Here is a 17,466-nt window from a genome sequence, read left to right as displayed (position 1 = left end):
GCGCGGTGGCTGATCATGCCGGACGGAACATCCCGTCCGGCAGGAAGGCGCTCTCACGCGCCTGTCCGGCCTGATAATCGGCCAGATCCAGGTCGTGCCAGACGCCCCGCGTCATGATCTGCGCGGGGCGGAAGCGGGCCTTGTAGGCCATTTTCTGGCTCTCGCTTATCCAGTAGCCAAGATACAGGTAGGGCAGGCCGAGCGCACGGGCATGCGCGATCAGGTACAGTACCGCAAACGTACCCAGCGAATTGTGCTGCTGTTCGGGATCATAAAAATCATAGACGGCGGAAAGCCCGTCATCCAGCCGGTCCACCAGCGCCACGCAGGCCAGCCTGCCTTCGGTGCTGCGGAATTCGATCATGAAGGTATCGACCGTGGTGTCCTCGATCATGGCGCGGTAATCGGGGAAGGTCATGGATGCCATGTCTCCCCCTACGTGCCGGACGGATTGGTAGGCGCTGAACAGGTTGTACTGTTCCGGCGTGGCCCGCGGCGGGACGGATGTGCCGCGCAGGCCCGCATTACGCCGCCCGATACGCTGCTGCGTGCGGCTGGGGGTAAAGCGGTCAACCGGCACGCGTATGGGCGTGCACGCCGTGCAGCTTGCGCAGACGGGGGCATAGGCAATGGTGTGGCTGCGGCGGAAGCCCGCGCGCGACAGGCGGTTGTGGAAGGCAACCGCATCCGGGCCGCCAATTTCGGTCACGACCTTGCGCTCCATGCGCCCCGGCAGGTAGGGGCAAGGCATGGGGGCCGTTGTGTAGAAGAGCTGTGGATGCCGTGGCGATGTATAGGTCATGCGCTCTCACCAGCCGGAAGACAGGAACAGGCAGCCCTGCAAACAGAAAAAACAGACTGCCCGTGTCCTATACGGTTATCATATCCTCCCGGTTGCAGGCATCAACTATCCGACTGCCACCACATGCTTTTGTGCGCGCTCAGCCCCGGAGCAGACGGGCGGCATCCAGCGCGAAATAGGTCAGCACGCCATTCGCACCCGCGCGGCGGAACGACATGAGACTTTCGATGATTACGCGGTCACGGTCCAGCCAGCCGTTATTGATGGCGGCCATGAGCATCGCGTATTCGCCCGAGACCTGATAGGCGAAGGTGGGTACCGCAAATTCCTGCCTTACGCGCTGGATCACGTCCAGATACGGCATGCCGGGCTTGACCATGACCATGTCGGCGCCTTCCAGCAGGTCCTGGCCCACTTCGCGCAGCGCCTCGTCACTGTTGGCCGGGTCCATCTGATAGGTTTTCTTGTCTCCCGTCAGCAGCCCGCCCGAGCCCAGTGCATCGCGGAAGGGGCCATAGAAGGCACTGGCGTATTTCGCGGCGTAGGACATGATGCGGGTATTGACCAGGTCGCCTGCATCAAGTGCGGTGCGGATGGCGCCAATGCGGCCATCCATCATGTCCGACGGGGCGATGATGTCGATTCCGGCTGCGGCCTGGTTTACTGCCTGGGTAGACAGGATTTCAACGGACGGGTCATTGACCACGTAGCCGGCTTCGATCAGCCCGTCATGGCCATGGCTGGTATAGGGGTCCAGCGCCACGTCGCCAATCAGGCCGATTTCAGGGAATTCCTTCTTGAGCAGCCGGGCCGCGCGGCACATCAGGTTGTCGGGGTTGGTGGCTTCCGTCCCGGCCTCGTCACGCAGTCCGGTGGGCGTGATGGGGAACAGGGCGAGGGCGGGGATATCAAGCCGTGCCGCCGGTTCCACATGGGCTGCCAGCCGGTCCAGGCTGACGCGCTGCACACCGGGCATGGAGGCGACATCGGTGACGGAGTCCGTGCCCTCTGTCACGAAGATCGGCCAGATCAGGTTATCGGTCGAAAGCGTGTTCTCGGATACCAGGCGGCGGGTGAACCGGTCGTGCCGGTTGCGCCGCAGCCTTACATGGGGAAACTGACCGATACTCATCCAATCCAACTCCAGCTGGGAAAGGGGTGAGTATGATCCCGTCCTCACCCCACGCCAAATTATGATACGGTAACCCGCCCGCCATCAGGGGATGTGCCGCATGGCAGGCATGTCATTGCCCGGGGGGCATGGCCAGCCGGCTGTGGCGCACGCCGTATGTGGCGTAGACCACCATCCCGATGGCAAGCCAGCCCACCAGCCGCAGCCATGTCAGCCCGTCAAGCGAGACCATCATGACAAGGCAGCTTGCGATACCGGCCAGCGGAACCGCCATGCCGCCAGGCACGCGGAATACACGCACGCGGTCCGGTTCGCGCCTGCGCAGCACAATCACGCCCACGCATACGATGACAAAGGCAAGCAGGGTGCCGATCGATGTCATGTGGGCCAGCTGCTCGATGGGCAGGAACGCGGCCAGGACGCCCGTCACCACCATGAAGAACAGGTGGCAGCCCACCGGTGTGCCCCATTGCGCATGTGTCCGGCCGAACATGGGCGGCAGCAGCCCGTCACGCGCCATGGCGAAGAAGACCCGGCTCTGCCCCAGCAGCATGACCAGTATGACCGACAGGAACCCGCATATGATGCCCAGCTTGACCGCCGCCTTCAGCCAGCCGAACGGTGTCTGGTCAATGGCGGTGGCGACGGGGGCGGCGTCGCCGATCATGGCATGGTAGTTGACCAGCCCCGTCAGCACGAAGGAAAACGCGATATAGACCGCCGTGCAGATGGCGAGGCTGGCCATCAGGCCGATGGGCATGTCGCGGCCGGGATTGCGGGTTTCCTGCGCCACGGTCGAGATCGCGTCAAACCCCAGATAGGCAAAGAACACCGTACCCGCCGCGCGCAGGATGCCGGACAGGCCGTAATGCCCGAACTCTCCGGTATTGGGCGGCACGAAGGGGATGTAGTTCGCAACCTTTATGTAGGGCAGGCCAAAGCCGATCACGGCGGCGATGACCGTAAGCTTGATGATGACGACAAGCGTGTTCATCCGCGCCGAGCCTGAAATGCCGCGCATGAGCAGCACCGATATCGCCACGATGATGAATACGGCGGGCAGATTGGCAATGCCGTGCACGGGCTTGCCATCGATCATGCCCACCACCTCGAACGGGGAGGCCATGAGCCGGGGGGCGAGGTGGATGCCCCATCCGTCCAGCAGGGAGCGCATGTACCGCGCCCAGCTGACCGATACGGCGGAAGCCCCCACCGTGTATTCCAGCACGAGATCCCAGCCGATCACCCAGCCCGCCAGCTCGCCCAGTGCCGCATAGGCGTAGACATAGGCGCTGCCCGCCGCCGGGATCATGCCAGCAAGCTCGCCATAGCACAGCCCGGCAAAGGCACAGGCCACCGCTGCCAGCGCGAAGGAGACGATGACGGCAGGCCCGGCATTGCTGCCTGCCGCAATACCGGTAAGCGAGAACAGGCCCGCCCCGATCGTTCCCCCCACGCCAAGGGCGATCAGGCTGCCCACGCCAAGTACGCGTTTCAGCCCGGCATCATCCGCCGGGGGGCCTGCGGGCAACCGGCGCAGCAGGGTATGAACGGGACTGGACTTCATGTTTGCGCTCATGGGGTGCCCTGAATGGGATGGGAAAATGCTATACCAGTCAAATCAGCCTGTCTCCGTCATTTTGGCGTTGTCTAACCGCCACGATATGGCGCACATAGCAGGCCTGTTCCCCTATGTGTCATATCCGGTTTCCTAGCCGGAAATGACAGCCGATCCAATGAATGGAGAAACATGACGGTGCCGGACCCTATCAGCCATACTGACCTCAAGCAGTTTTTCCGTGCCCCGCTGAGCGAGGCGGACCCGGCCGTGGCCGCGATGATCGATGCGGAAAAGGTGCGCCAGCGCGACGGGATCGAACTGATCGCGAGCGAGAACATGGTCTCGGCCGCTGTCATGGCGGCACAGGGCAGCGTGCTGACCAACAAGTATGCCGAAGGCTATCCCGGCCGCCGCTATTACGGCGGCTGCGTGGAAGTGGACAAGGTCGAGAGCCTGGCCATCGACCGCGTGAAGCAGATGTTCGGCGCCGAATTCGCCAACGTGCAGCCCCATTCCGGCGCCAACGCCAACCAGGCCGCCTTCATGGCCATGGTGAAGCCCGGCGATACCGTGATGGGCATGAGCCTGGCCGCCGGTGGTCACCTGACCCATGGCGCCGCCCCCAACTATTCCGGCAAGTGGTTCAATGCGGTGCAGTATGGCGTGCGCGCCGGGGACGGCCTGCTGGACTATGAGGAAATGGAGCGCCTGGCCCGCGCCGAGAAGCCGAAGCTGATCGTGGCCGGTGGCTCGGCCTATCCGCGCATCATCGACTTCGCGCGCTTCCGCGCCATCGCCGATGAGGTCGGTGCCTACCTGATGGTGGACATGGCCCATTTCGCGGGGCTGGTCGCCGCCGGGCTGTACCCCTCGCCCGTGTCGCATGCGCATGTGGTCACCTCCACCACCCACAAGACCCTGCGCGGGCCGCGTGGCGGGCTGATCCTGACCAATGACGCGGACCTGGCGAAGAAGATCAACTCCGCCGTGTTCCCCGGCCTGCAGGGCGGCCCGCTCATGCATGTCATCGCCGCCAAGGCCGTGGCGTTTGGCGAGGCGCTGCGCCCCGACTTCCGCACCTACCAGGAAGCGGTGGCCAGCAATGCCCGCGTGCTGGCCGAAACGCTGGTCGCAAGCGGTTTCGACATCGTGACCGGCGGCACGGACTGCCACCTGCTGCTTGTTGACCTGCGGCCCAAGAACGTGACCGGCCGCGCCGCCGAGCGGGCGCTGGAGCGCGCGGGCATCACCGCCAACAAGAACGCCATCCCGTTCGACCCGCAGAAGCCGGCCATTACTTCGGGCATCCGCCTGGGCAGCCCGGCGGCGACCGCACGCGGCTTTGGCGAGGCGGAGTTCCGTGAGATCGGCCTCATGATCGACGAGGTCCTGACCGCTCTCGCAAAAAGCGAAGGCGAGGCAGGATGCGAAAAGACCGAGCACGCCGTCCATGAACGCGTCAAGGCGCTCTGCGCACGCTTCCCCATCTATGCCTGAGTGATGGCATGAAGGATGCCGCCCCGGTCATGGCGCCGGGGCGGTATCGCCCCGGTCCGTGTCCGCGCGGGCAAAGCGCACGGCGGTATGGCCACGTGCCGGACGCAGGTTGGGCATGACCAGCATGCACCGTGCGTAGGGGGTGCGGATCTCGTCATGGCCATCATGCGCCACGACCGTTCCGGCCCGGGGCAGGATTTCTCCCCCATGGAAGGGGCGGACAAAGCGGAACGTACCCGTCCGTGCCGTCACCACATGGGTGACCACCATGTCGTGCCGGGGCAGTGGTCCCTCGCTGCCGCCCGGCAGGCCACAACATGGCCCGATCAGGGACAGGACGGCCTGCATTGTGCGGGTGACGGTTGCTTCCTGCCAGTGCTGTCCGGCTTCCAGCAGGCAGGCCGCTGCCGTGCCATCTGTAAAGCGTGGATGGTCGATCAGCCTGCATCCGCCCCGGTGCCCCCGGTCCGCCACGCACACATCCACCCCGCGTATGCGCCGTGCCATGCGCCGCCCGGCTGCCGAAAGGCCGGACAGAAGCAGCGGATCTCCCGGCCACAGCATGGAATGCAGGTCCAGCAGCCTGTCCGCCGTCATGATGACCGGCATGAGTTCGCGCGCGCGGTCCAGTTCGTGTGATGTCTGCCTGCCGTCCAGCATGTCAGGCGACCAGATACGGTTCATGTCTTCATCCACGCACCGTGCCCGCACGGGATTGCGGGGGTCGAACAGGGCCATTGCGTCGGGATTGGCAAAAACCAGTGACAGGCGTCCCGCCCGTGGGCGGATGCGCGCGCGCAGCAGGCGGTCGAGCACGATGGCGCCGGAAAATTCATTGCCATGGATCAGGCTTATGCACACGACATGTGGCCCCGGCCTGCGCCCTTCGTAATGCATCACCCCCGGTATGCCGCAGTTCCCCCCAAGCCACGGGGACAGGTCGGGCGGGGCAATATCGATTGCCCAGCGTGGCAGGCGGGAAGGCGGCGGAGGCAGGCGGTCAAGGAACGTGGTGGACCGCGCGATGCGCACCGGCAGCGGCGTATTGTCCGGCCCGCAGGTCATGCCGCGTGCGGCAGGTCGGAATACGGGCCGCGTCCGCCATGCCGCGGGGCAAGAGGGGGCAGGGCGTTGCGCGTCATCATGGCAGGCAGTTTATCCAGCCTTTATCCCACGGCAAGACCACCGGGGCGCAGGATGCATGACAAATCCATGACCGGACCTATTCCGGCAGGCTGGCGATACGGATGCGCTGCCCGGTCAGACGCTCGATCTCCCTGAGCGCCTGGCGTTCTTCCGGTGCGCATAGTGCGACCGCCATGCCCCTGCGCCCAGCGCGCGCCGTGCGGCCTATGCGGTGCACATAGGATTCGGGCTGCGGCGGGATGTCATGGTTGATGACCAGGGCGACGTCATCAATGTCGATTCCCCGCGCCATGACATCGGTGGCGACCAGCACGCCCACGCGGCCCTGGCGGAAATCACGCAGCATGCGTTCGCGCCGTGCCTGCGAATGGTCGCCGTGGATGGCGATGGCGGGGGTCAGGGCCGAAATGGCCCGTGCCATGGTATCCGCCTCCTGCCGTGTGCGCACGAACACCATCACGCGTTCCATGCCATATTGGCGCAGGCAGGCCAGTGTCGCCTGCGTCTTGTGGCGCATGGGTACGAAAATGGCGTATTGGGCGATGCGGGGCGTGGGGGTGTCCTCCACCTCCATGCTGATCCGTACGGGGCGGTGGAGCAGGCGGCTGGCCAGTTCCGCCATGGCGGGCGGTATGGTGGCCGAAAACAGCAGGGTCTGGTGCCTTGGCGGCAGGACCATGGCCAGGGCCAGCATTTCCTCGGCAAAGCCGGGATCAAGCATGCGGTCGGCTTCATCTAGCACGAAGGAGCCGATGGCCGAAAGATCGAGTTCCCCACCATGGACAAGATCGGTCACACGCCCCGGTGTACCCACCACGATTGCGACTCCCCCTGCCAGCGTCCTGGCCTGGGCCACGCGCGCGGTGCCACCGGTGGCCTGCAGCACGCGCAGCCCGCTGCCACGGGCCAGACCACGCAGCACGCCAGCGATCTGTCCCGCGAGTTCACGTGTGGGGGAAAGGATGAGACAGCGCACGCGGCTGTTGTCAGCCTCCTGCGCCATGAGGCTGGACAGGATGGGGGCGGCGAAGGCAACTGTCTTGCCGCTGCCCGTGCCCGCACGGGCCTCGACATCCCGCCCCGCCATGATGGGGGGAATGACCGCACGCTGGATGACGGAAGGAGTGTGCAGGCCCATACGGGTCAGGGCCGCCACCACGCGGTCGTCCAGCCCCATGCCGGGAAAAGTCGGTTCTGTCTCGCTCATTGCAGTCCCTTAGCGCGGCTGGGGGCTGGACAAAAGGGGCAGGGCATTGACCTTCCGGCGTGCGTCCCTCCACATGGGCGGCATGACCACATCGCCCCGCCCCGCATCCGTCATCGCAGCCGACCTGGCCGGCATGCGTTCACAGACATTCGGGCTGGCACGGCGCGCGGGGCTGGAACCACAACTGCATGCCCTGGCCCCACGTGGGCTGTGGCGGCATGTTCCGACCGCATGGTGGCCCATGCCCCTGAGGGCCGTGCAGCCGCTGGGGCTGGGGGCTGACTATCTGGAGCATCCCGTCATCAGCATAGGTGGCAGCGGCGGCGCGGTGGGGGCCGCGCTGCGCAGGAAGGGAGCGTGCGTGATACAGGTCCAGAATCCGCGCCTGCCGCCTTCACGCTTCGACCTTGTCATTGCCAACCGGCATGACAGGATTACGGGGCCAAACGTGATCCTGACCCGTACGGCGCTGCATGGCGTGACCCCGGACCTGCTGGCGCGGGCGCGGGTGGAATGGGCGTCCCGCCTGTCCCGCCTGCCGCGCCCGCTGGTAGCGGTACTGGTCGGGGGCGGGAACGGGCGCTTCCGTCTGGGCAGGACGGAAGGGGCGGTGCTGGGAGGGCAGCTTGCCACGATGATGCGGCGCGAGCATGTCGGTATTGCCCTGACCCCGTCACGCCGCACCGCGCCGGAGGTCTGCCGCGAACTGCACCACGCGCTGGCGGGCCCGGATGCGTGGATATGGGAGCAGTCCGGGTCCAATCCGTATCTGGGACTGCTGGCCTGCGCGGATGCCATCGTGGTGACGATGGACAGCGTTTCCATGATTTCGGAGGCCGTGGCGACATCGGCCCCGGTCATGGTGGCGGCGCTGCCGGGGCGTTCACGCCGGATCGGGCAGTTCCTGCATGAACTGACGCAGGCGGGGCGGATACGGCCCTTTGCCGGGCGGCTGGAGATATGGCCGGTCACACCGCTTGATGATACGATTATGGCGGCCGAGGCAGTGCGGCATCACCTTGGTCTTGCAGCCGTTTCATAATAATTTTTCCCGCTTGTTACCCGGAGTGGAATAAGACAGGTTCATGCTCGGCATTCATACTTTTGACCCGCATTCGGGTGGAAACACGGCCTACAAGGCCCTTACACACCCGCTGGCGGCGGAAAAGCTGGAGATACTGGCACATCATCTGGCCAGCATCGGCCCCGTGGCGCTGTATGACCCGCATGGCATGGCCCAGACGCTGTTGGCCCTGCTGCCCTGTCCCATTACGGTGGCAGGGGTGTACACGCATGATTCGCTGAAGGTGGGGCAGACCAGCGCGGGGCATGTCCTGCAGCCGGTGGTGGATCTGGCCCGGACGGGGGCGGGTGCCGTCTGGGCGCTGGATTTCAGCCACGGGGCCATGTGTGCCCGCCTGTCCACCCTGCTGCCGCAGGGGAGCGTGCTCCATACACTGGAATCCGTGCGCCTGCCCGCGGACATGCTCTCGGTCGGGCACGCCTATCTGGACCGGCTGAATTTCGCGACCAATCTTGCCTTTTTCCGTGAGACGGAGGAATTTTCCACCCGTGTCGTGACAGCCAATTACTGGGCACGCTACGGCGCGCAGGCGGTCCGGCTGTGGCTGCGCCTTTTTGATGGCAATGGGCACGTGCTGCACACATGGCAGCAGGAAGTACCGGATGCCGGGCAGGCCATTATCATTGACAGTGCCGAGATCCGGCAGCGCTTCGGCCTGCCGGAATTTACCGGCCAGCTTTTCATCCATGCGCAGGGTATTGCCGGGCATGACGTGGTCAAATACGCGCTGGAGACACGGGGAAAGGGCAGCAATGCCAGCCTGTCCGTAACCCATGACGCGAATGCCTGGCCTGCCAACCGCTATGCCAACCTGCCAGCCCCGGCGGATGGGGAGGACGTGGTGCTGTGGGTCCAGAACAGCCATGCCCTGCCGATACCGGCTGGCAGCATGCAGCTCAACCGCATGGGGCGGGATACGCTGGTGCCCATAGGGTGTGATCTTGCACCCTACCAGACCATGGCCGTGCACATGCGTGACGTGCTGCCCGGTCTGGCCTGGCCCGAGCAGATCGAATTCCGTGCCGGTGGCTACGTGGTGCGCCCGCGCTACGAGGTCACGCGTGGCGGACGTACCCGCATCGCGCACCTGAACGTGCAGCGCGCCGACCTGAAACCCGATCCGCATATTGAAAAACTGGACCCGCGTTTTTTCGGGCGCGGCTATCTGCTGCCTTTCCCCGTGCCCGACCCCGCGCGGTACCGTACGCTGCTCCTGCCGTCGCCCATGGCGGAAAGCCTGTCCACCCTGCCGGTCCGGGTGGATGGATTCGATACGGAGGGCAGGGGCACCGGGTCGCACTTCGCTGGCTGCCTGCCCCGGGACCATGCCTGCGTGGTGGACGTGGGCGCACTTTTGGGGCGGGCAGGGCATGCGGAACTGCTCTATGACTTCCGTGATGGCGGCTGTGGCGATGGCTGGCTGCATGCCCTGATCCGGTATGAGGACCGCCATACCGGGCATATGGCCGAAAGCAGCTTCGGCTCGCATATCTTCAATACCGTCATGACCTATCGGGGGGAGCCGCAATCCTATGCCGGTTCACCACCGGGGCTGAGCACGCGGCTGTTCCTGACGGCGGCGTGTGAGGAACCATACAGCTTCTGCAAGCTCATCTACCCCACATCCGCCACATGGCACGCGGTATCGGACACGTCCTTGCACCTGCATGCCGCCAGTGGAGAGGTGATCGCATGCGAGAAGATTGCCATTCCCATGTCCGGCTCACGTCTGATCCGGCCCGACCGGATATTTGGCGTGACGGCCCTGCGCCGGGCGGGGCCGGGGGGGTATGTGATCATTCGCGATACGACATGCCGCCTGTTTGGTTACCACGGGCGGCGGGCGGATGGGGAAGGCCGCTTTTCGATCGACCATATGTTCGGTTTCTGACCCCTGCAAAACGGCGGCCCCATGCCCATATGGAGACGGGTAGTCCATTGAATGGCGCGCGCAGGCAGCCATGCCATGAGCCGTACATGCAGGAGGGTACTGCCGGAAAGGGGCAAAAGCGTATAATGATCGTACAGGACACCAATTTTTTCTGTGACATGCCCGAGGACATGAAATACCTGCGCGACCGTAACCCGCCGCAGAATTTCCTTGAGCAGAACCTGATCTTTGTCCTGCCCGAGCGCCTGCGCAAATTCCGCCGGAACCTGTTTCATGTCAGGCGCACCGATTCGGATGCCACCGTTTACGCCCCGCTGTTCCGTGTGCGCTGCATAAATGCGCGCGACCCCGTGCCGGAGGGGTACGACGGGCCGTTCGATGTCTTTCCGTTCTACACCAATCCCACCCGCAGACGGCGGCGGACGCTGGATTATTACGTGCTGTTCCTGTTTCAGGACAAACTGTCCTATGTCAGATGCCGTGACGCCATTGCACGAGGGCCATGATCCGGAACTGACCACAGGGTCGGGCGCAGGAACAGGCATGTGACAATACCGGGCCTATGGATGACCGCATGCAGCCTGAGCACATCAATATTTTTAATATGGGGGAGACCGGATGGTGGGTGCGACAGGGATTGAACCTGTGACCCCCGCCGTGTGAAGGCGATGCTCTACCGCTGAGCTACGCACCCATCCGCTTCGGTGGGGCCTTGTTAGTCCAGCAGGGCATCGGGCGCAAGGGGGAAAAGGGGCTTGCCGCGCTATTTTCTGCCGGGGCGGCGGATGCGGTACATCAGCGCTTCGGCAATATGGGCCCGTTCCACATCAGCACTTGCCGCAAGGTCGGCTATGGTGCGGCTGACGCGCAGCAGGCGGGTAAAGCCACGGGCGGAAAGCGGGATCTTTTCCGCCGCCTGAACCGCGAAGTCACGCGCGGCTGCGGTAATGCGGAAATCGTCGATCGGGGCCTCGGCATTGCGGGCCTCGCCCTGGCGTGTGCGTTGCCGCAGCACGGCTTCCATCACACGCGCGGCTACGATGGCGCTGGGCTCACCACCCCGGGGTTCGGCAATACGGGCGAGGGGCATGGGTTCAACATGCACGGCCATGTCCAGCCGGTCCAGCAGCGGGCCGGACAGGCGGGCCTGATAATCCTCGCCACAGCGTGGTGCCTTGCGGCATTCCTGTGCGGCGTCACCCAGATAGCCGCATTTGCACGGGTTCATGGCAGCCACAAGCTGGAAGCGGGCAGGGTAGGTGACGTGGGCTGCGGCGCGCGCAATGGAAATGGACCCCGTTTCCATCGGCTGACGCAGGATTTCCAGCGCGGAGCGGGCAAACTCCGGCAGTTCGTCCAGAAACAGCACGCCACGATGCGCCAGGCTGACCTCACCAGGGCGGGCACGGGCACCGCCACCGCTCAGCGCCGTGGGGCTGGCGGAATGATGCGGGTCACGAAAGGGCGGGCGGGAGACCGGCTGCCCATCCCTGAGCAGCCCGCCAATGCTGTGGATGCGGCTGATCTCCAGCATTTCCGTCGTGGTCAGGTCGGGCATGATGCCGGGCAGGCGAGCCGCCAGCATGGACTTGCCAGCCCCCGGCGGCCCGATCATCAGCAGCGAATGGCGGCCAGCGGCTGCGATTTCCAGCGCACGACGGCCGGTTTCCATGCCGCGTATGTCCGCAAGGTCGGGCAGGGCGGTCAGGTCCGGGTCCAGCCGTTCGGGCAGTTCAACCGGGTCGATCACCTGCTGCCCACGGAAATGATTGAGCAGTTCGGGCAGGGAGCGGATGGCAAGGATATCCATGTCATCACTGGCCCAGCGGGCTTCCACGCCCTGGGCTGCCGGGCAGATCAGCCCCAGTGACAGGCCGCATGCCGCCATGGCCGCTGGCAGCACGCCACAGACCGGGTTGACGCCACCATCAAGCGACAGTTCGCCCAGTGCGGCGTAACGCTGTGCCATGTCGCCAGAAAGCAGGCCCATGACCACCAGCAGCGCCAAGGCTATGGGCAGGTCGAAATGAGAGCCTTCCTTCATCAGGTTGGCAGGCACCATGTTCACCACGATGCGCTTGGCCGGCAGCGCAAGCCCCATGGCGGACAGTGCGGCGCGCACGCGCTCGCGCGATTCATTGATGGCCTTGTCGGGCAGGCCCACGATCAGGAAGGATGGCAGGCCCACGGAAAGCTGGACCTCGACCTTGACCGGAACGGCCTCGATACCGGAAAAAGCAAAACCGCAGATGGATGCGAGCGCCGTGTCAGTCATGGTGGTGATGATGCCGGATATGGACCGGATTGGCCATTGAAGAACGTGGCGGACTGGACGGGATTATGGCGCATGCCGTCTTCCCATGGGAATTTGTTGGCATAATATTTCTTATAAAACTTTTGATGGTGCGGGGGAGAGGCTTCATGATCCGGCCATCCGGCTTCCCCGCATCCTGCCATCCCATATTCCTGTGCAGGTTCGTGCACGGCAGTCATCCCATGTGGTACAAGCGGGTTGCGACACAGGCTGTGGCCATAATGCCACAGCACGGCGCGCCACCGGATGGCTGCGCCGTGCTTACGGATTGTTCTTAAACGTCGTGCACCATGTCCAGATCGGCAAAGCGCGTGAATTCGCCTTCAAAGAACAGATGCACCGTCCCTGTCGGCCCGTGGCGCTGCTTTTCCAGGATCAGTTCGGCACGGTTATGGGCCAGATCCATCTTGCGCTGCCATTCCTCCATCGCGGTCTGGTACTTGTCCTGTGAATCGTAGGACGTTTCCTTGGGCTGGCGCTGCTGGAGGTAGTACTGGTCGCGGTAGACGAACATCACCGCATCGGCATCCTGCTCGATCGAGCCGGATTCACGCAGGTCCGACAGCATGGGCCGCTTGTCCTCCCTGCTCTCCACCTGACGTGACAGCTGGGAAAGTGCTATGACCGGCACCGACAGTTCCTTGGCCAGCGCCTTGAGTCCCTGCGTGATCATGGAGATTTCCAGCACGCGGTTTTCCGCCCTGCTTCCCACCGATGGCCGCATGAGCTGCAGGTAATCGACCACCACCAGGCTCAGCCCCTTGGTCCGCGCCAGCCTGCGGCAGCGCGTGCGCATGGCCGACAGGGTGATGGCGGGCGTGTCATCGATATGCAGCGGCAGCTGCGCCAGTTCGCGGCTGACCTGCACGAAGCGGTCGAATTCCTTCTGCCCCAGATCACCACGGCGGATCTTCTCGCCCGACACGCTGGCCTGTTCGGACAGGATACGGGTGGCCAGCTGTTCGGCCGACATTTCGAGCGAGAAAATGGCCACCGAACCCTTGGGTTTGGCATCTGGCGGGGCGTCGCGCGCTTCTTCCATCAGGGATCGCGCGGCGGAAAAGGCGATCTTGGTGGCCAGCGCCGTCTTGCCCATGGCAGGCCGCCCCGCCAGTATCAGCAGGTCGGAGGGATGCAGGCCGCCGGTTTTCTTGTCCAGATCGCGCAGGCCGGTGGTCAGGCCCACGACGTCGCCGCTGCGGTTGAAGGCCTGCTGGGCAATTTCCAGCGCATCCGTCAGTGCGCGGTCGAACGACATGAAGCCGCCATCCTGCCCCTTTTCGGTCGCGAGGCGGAACAGCGCCTCCTCGCTCGCGGCGATCTGGTCGGGGCCATCCAGGTCCGGGCGCGCACCGAAGGCGTTGTTGACCACGTCCTGCCCGATGTCGATCAACTGGCGGCGGATCCACGCATCATGGATCACCCGGCCATAATCGGCGGCGTTGATGATGCCGACCATCGATGTCAGCAGTTTGGCCAGGTACGCTGGGCCACCCACGGCGTCCAGCACGCCGGTATTCTCGAATTCGGCGCGCAGGGTTACAGGGTCGGCCAGCTGTCCGGCCTCGATCCGGCGCGAGATTGCGTCATATACGCGGCCATTGATCTCATTGGCGAAATGCGTGCCGGTCAGGAAATCCGAAACCCGGTCATAGGCCCGGTTATTGGTCAGCAGTGCACCCAGCAATGCCTGTTCCGCCTGCAGGTTGGCGGGCGGCAGGCGCTGCGAGACACCGAGAAGCGAGTCCTGTTGCCGGGACTCCGCAGAGGGGGGATTCTGGATCGTATTCACCCGATCCTTCTACCCGATATCCCCCCGCGACAGGAAGGGAGATGATCCCTCACACGCCCGGCGCGGGGCGCCGTGGCGACCGTACCAGCTTTTCCGCGCGGTGGATGACGGCCCTGGCCGCCGTCTCGACCCGGTCCCTGGCATAATGGTCCAGTATGTCGGCACGGGCCTGCCGCCCGATGCGGGCGCAGAGTTCGGGACGGGTGTAGAGATGGAGAATCCGCTCGGCCAGCGCTTCCGGCGTGGCGGACGCAAGCAGGAATCCGTTCCGTCCATCGTGGATGATGTCGGGTATGGCCCCAACGGGGGTCGCGATGACCGGCAGGCCGGTCTGCATGGCTTCGTGCACGGCGATGCACAGCCCCTCGAAGCGCGATGGCTGGACATAGACATGCAGCTTGCGGCAGAAGGCCAGCGGATCGGGCTGGAAGCCTTCGAAGGTTATGGCCTCTCCCCCCGCCTGCCCTGCCGCCAGCGCCCTGAGCTGCGCCATCTGCGAACCGTTGCCGCACAGGGAAAGGTGAATGCGTGCCCCGGGCATCCGCTCACGGATCACGGCCATGGCGCGGATGGGCAGCTGCATGTTCTTTTCCGCCTCCAGTCGCCCGAGCGAGCCGATATGGAAGACCCCGTCGCCATTCCATGGCGTGGCGGGCGGAGCTGCCGCATCGGCCTCGAATAGTGGCCATGTGCAGATCCGTTCCGGCGGTACGCCCAGCTGCCGGTTGGTGACGCGGGCCACAAAGCTGGAATCGGCCACCCAGAAGGCGCTCATGTTGCGGGTACGGCGCAGCAGGAACCGGTTGGCGGGCTTGAGGAAGGCGCTATGCTGCCAGCTGACCACCGGAATGCCCAGCATCCTGCCGATAAGCTGCCCGAACAGCGTGGCGCGCGTGAGCGACGTCCACAGGAGATCGGGCTGGCTTGCGCGTACATAGGCCATGACCTGCCGCAGGGAGGCGAAGTGCTGCGGATCACGGTCATCCACGATGTGGTAATCGATCCCGGCGGCTTCGAGCCAGGTGATGGCATTGCCCGCCTTGCGCGCCAGCGCCACCACCTGCACGTCATGGCCGCAGGCGCGCATCAGCCCGATTACGGCGGGCAGCGGCCGCTCCGCCCCGCCACCGTTAAGGCTGTTAATAAGATACAGGATACGCATTCACTACCAACAACAGGTCCGGCCAGGAGCAGGCCCTGCACCATGATTTTCTGAACCGGCACACCGGATATGCAACGGCGGGAAGGGTTAATACGGCAGTTTTCCGCATTAGAAAACAACAACGGCCAGGCGTGGTCCCATATCCATGGCGTGTGGCTCCGGGGTTCTGTGGCGGGCAGGCGGCAGGCGCTTCATATTCGCGGGTTGTAACATCGCGCGTTTCTTATTAGGCGTCGACAATACTTTCCGTGGAAAATGGTAATGACCGTACTTGACACTGCGTCCCTGCCCCATCTGCCGCCCGCCATTGTGGTGCCGGCCTATGACCGGAGCAGGGTGACGCCCGGCATCGCGCATATCAGCGTGGGCAATTTCCATCGTGCCCATCAGGCGGTCTATATTGACCGCGTGCTGGACCGTCCCGGCCAGTCGGGCTGGGGCCTGCTGGGCATAGGACTTATGGAAAACCCCCATGAGGAACAGAAGGCCCGGGACATGGCGGCCCAGGACTGCCTGTATTCCCTGACCGAATGTGCGCCGGACGCCCCCAATGTGGTGCGCGTGATCGGCTCCATAACCGAATACATGTATGCCCCGGCCGACCGCGCCGCCACCATCGCGCGCCTGGCGGATCCCGCGATCCGTATCGTCAGCATGACCGTGACCGAAGGCGGGTACTATGTTGACGAGAATGGTGTCTTTCCCCTCGACCACCCTGTCATTGCCGAGGACCTGAAGCGCGACGTGCCCCACAGCGTGTTCGGCCTGCTGACCGAGGCCCTGCGCAGGCGGCGTGAAAGCGGTGCGGGTCCGTTCACCATCCTGTCGTGCGACAACCTGCCGCAGAACGGCCATGTCGCCCGCACGGCCTTTCTGGGCTGGGCGCGGGCAAAAGATCCGGGGCTTGCCCGGTGGATGGAAGAAAACGTCACCTTCCCCTGCACCATGGTCGACCGCATCACGCCGGCCGTGCATCCCGACGATGTTCGCCGCCTTGATGCCGAAAGCGGTCTGGATGACCGTATTCCGGTCTTCTGTGAAGATTTTATCCAGTGGGTGGTGGAAGACAGTTTCTGCGCCGGGCGTCCGGAACTTGAGGCCGTGGGCGTGCAGTTCACCGATAACGTCCAGCCCTACGAGGAGGTGAAGCTGCATATGCTCAATGCCTCCCATTCGCTGCTGGGCCTGTCCGGCGTGCTGTCGGGCTACCGTGTAGTAAGCGAGATCATGGAAGACCTGCACGAGGTGGCGCTGGTCGAACAGTATCTCGGCCATGATGCGGAACCCCTGCTCAAGGCGCCGCCGGGCATGGCGCTGACCGAATATGGCCGCCGCCTGCTGCACCGCTTCCGCAATCGCGCCATAAGCGACCAGTTGCTGCGCATTGCATCCGACAGTACCTCCAAGCTGCCCATGTTCGTCAGGAGCACGGCAATGGGCGTGATCGCCCACGACCGCCCGGTGGGGCGCATTGCCTTTATCGTGGCCTGTTATGCCGAATATCTGCGCGGGCATGATGACAGGGGCCAGACCTACACCATTGTGGAGCCGCACCTGACGGATGACGACCGCACCCGTGCCGCCTCCCCCCACCTGGAAGATGCACTGGGCATGAGTGCTTTTGCCGGGTGGGAACTGGCGGTGCATCCAGGCTTCGTGCAGGCGTATCTTGCCCTGCGCCAGTCCATCCGTGCCAGGGGGACACGGGCCACGCTGGCAACGGTTATAACCGTCGGGGAATAGATGATTTTCGCGGTAAAACGCGAAACAGAAGGATGACCCACACGTTTTATTCATAAGTTTGGCCTTGACCTGCCTGCATCTCCTAAGGTTTTTCATGGGAGAATGTTCGTGCTGTTGCATCACGGTAATCAGGAA

Annotated in this window: 13 protein-coding genes and 1 tRNA gene; 5 read left to right on the top strand and 9 right to left on the bottom strand. The window is 64.3% G+C overall.

The genetic code is table 11. The features are described 5' to 3' along the window. Positions 1-13 precede the first annotated feature (13 nt). The 3 genes from LDL32_RS04350 to LDL32_RS04340 form a co-directional block, all read right to left on the bottom strand. Entirely contained in the window at positions 14-802 is a 789-nt protein-coding gene (locus LDL32_RS04350; protein WP_233064746.1) for an arginyltransferase, read from the bottom strand. Positions 803-941: 139 nt separating this feature from the next. Further along, positions 942-1,934: a porphobilinogen synthase gene (gene hemB, locus LDL32_RS04345; protein ID WP_233064744.1), complete on the bottom strand. Its 993-nt coding sequence runs from the start codon at positions 1,932-1,934 to the stop codon at positions 942-944. Positions 1,935-2,046: 112 nt separating this feature from the next. Next, positions 2,047-3,501, bottom strand: coding sequence for an amino acid permease (locus tag LDL32_RS04340; protein WP_370636634.1), 1,455 nt, complete (start codon positions 3,499-3,501; stop codon positions 2,047-2,049). Positions 3,502-3,702: 201 nt separating this feature from the next. Between LDL32_RS04340 and glyA the strand changes: the two genes are divergently transcribed. Further along, on the top strand, positions 3,703-4,992 hold the full coding sequence (gene glyA, locus LDL32_RS04335) for a serine hydroxymethyltransferase (RefSeq protein WP_370636745.1): 1,290 nt from the start codon (positions 3,703-3,705) through the stop codon (positions 4,990-4,992). A 27-nt stretch (positions 4,993-5,019) separates the two neighbouring features. On the opposite strand, the gene LDL32_RS04330 is transcribed toward glyA, so the two are convergent. Then, positions 5,020-6,057, bottom strand: coding sequence for a succinylglutamate desuccinylase/aspartoacylase family protein (locus LDL32_RS04330; protein ID WP_233064742.1), 1,038 nt, complete (start codon positions 6,055-6,057; stop codon positions 5,020-5,022). 157 nt (positions 6,058-6,214) lie between these two features. Then, entirely contained in the window at positions 6,215-7,345 is a 1,131-nt protein-coding gene (locus tag LDL32_RS04325) for a DEAD/DEAH box helicase (protein WP_233064740.1), read from the bottom strand. 82 nt (positions 7,346-7,427) lie between these two features. Between LDL32_RS04325 and LDL32_RS04320 the strand changes: the two genes are divergently transcribed. The 3 genes from LDL32_RS04320 (at position 7,428) to LDL32_RS04310 (ending at position 10,826) form a co-directional block, all read left to right on the top strand. After that, positions 7,428-8,387: a mitochondrial fission ELM1 family protein gene (locus tag LDL32_RS04320; RefSeq protein ID WP_233064739.1), complete on the top strand. Its 960-nt coding sequence runs from the start codon at positions 7,428-7,430 to the stop codon at positions 8,385-8,387. Positions 8,388-8,430: 43 nt separating this feature from the next. Beyond that, on the top strand, positions 8,431-10,320 hold the full coding sequence (locus LDL32_RS04315; protein WP_233064738.1) for a hypothetical protein: 1,890 nt from the start codon (positions 8,431-8,433) through the stop codon (positions 10,318-10,320). Between the two features lie 125 nt (positions 10,321-10,445). After that, positions 10,446-10,826 (top strand): hypothetical protein, encoded by a 381-nt coding sequence (locus LDL32_RS04310; protein ID WP_233064737.1) that lies wholly within the window; start codon positions 10,446-10,448, stop codon positions 10,824-10,826. A 113-nt stretch (positions 10,827-10,939) separates the two neighbouring features. Here LDL32_RS04310 and LDL32_RS04305 read toward each other — a convergent pair. The 4 genes from LDL32_RS04305 to LDL32_RS04290 form a co-directional block, all read right to left on the bottom strand. Continuing rightward, positions 10,940-11,014: transfer RNA gene (locus tag LDL32_RS04305), tRNA-Val, on the bottom strand. A 69-nt stretch (positions 11,015-11,083) separates the two neighbouring features. Then, complete coding sequence (locus LDL32_RS04300; RefSeq protein WP_233064736.1) at positions 11,084-12,595, bottom strand: YifB family Mg chelatase-like AAA ATPase; 1,512 nt, start codon at positions 12,593-12,595, stop codon at positions 11,084-11,086. Between the two features lie 313 nt (positions 12,596-12,908). Continuing rightward, a complete protein-coding gene (locus LDL32_RS04295) occupies positions 12,909-14,426 on the bottom strand; it encodes a replicative DNA helicase (protein WP_233064735.1) in 1,518 nt (505 codons plus the stop codon). Positions 14,427-14,475: 49 nt separating this feature from the next. Next, entirely contained in the window at positions 14,476-15,588 is a 1,113-nt protein-coding gene (locus LDL32_RS04290) for a glycosyltransferase family 4 protein (RefSeq protein ID WP_233064734.1), read from the bottom strand. Between the two features lie 261 nt (positions 15,589-15,849). Here LDL32_RS04290 and LDL32_RS04285 point away from each other — a divergent pair, with 261 nt between their 5' ends. Beyond that, positions 15,850-17,331, top strand: a complete 1,482-nt coding sequence (locus tag LDL32_RS04285; protein WP_233064733.1) for a mannitol dehydrogenase family protein — start codon at positions 15,850-15,852, stop codon at positions 17,329-17,331. The last annotated feature ends 135 nt before the right edge of the window (positions 17,332-17,466 follow it).

Origin of the sequence: Komagataeibacter sp. FNDCF1, assembly GCF_021295335.1 — a bacterium.
In the GTDB taxonomy this organism is placed as follows: Bacteria; Pseudomonadota; Alphaproteobacteria; order Acetobacterales; family Acetobacteraceae; genus Komagataeibacter.
Note: the sequence above shows the minus strand (reverse complement) of the source record. Positions and strands in the feature narration are given on the sequence as shown.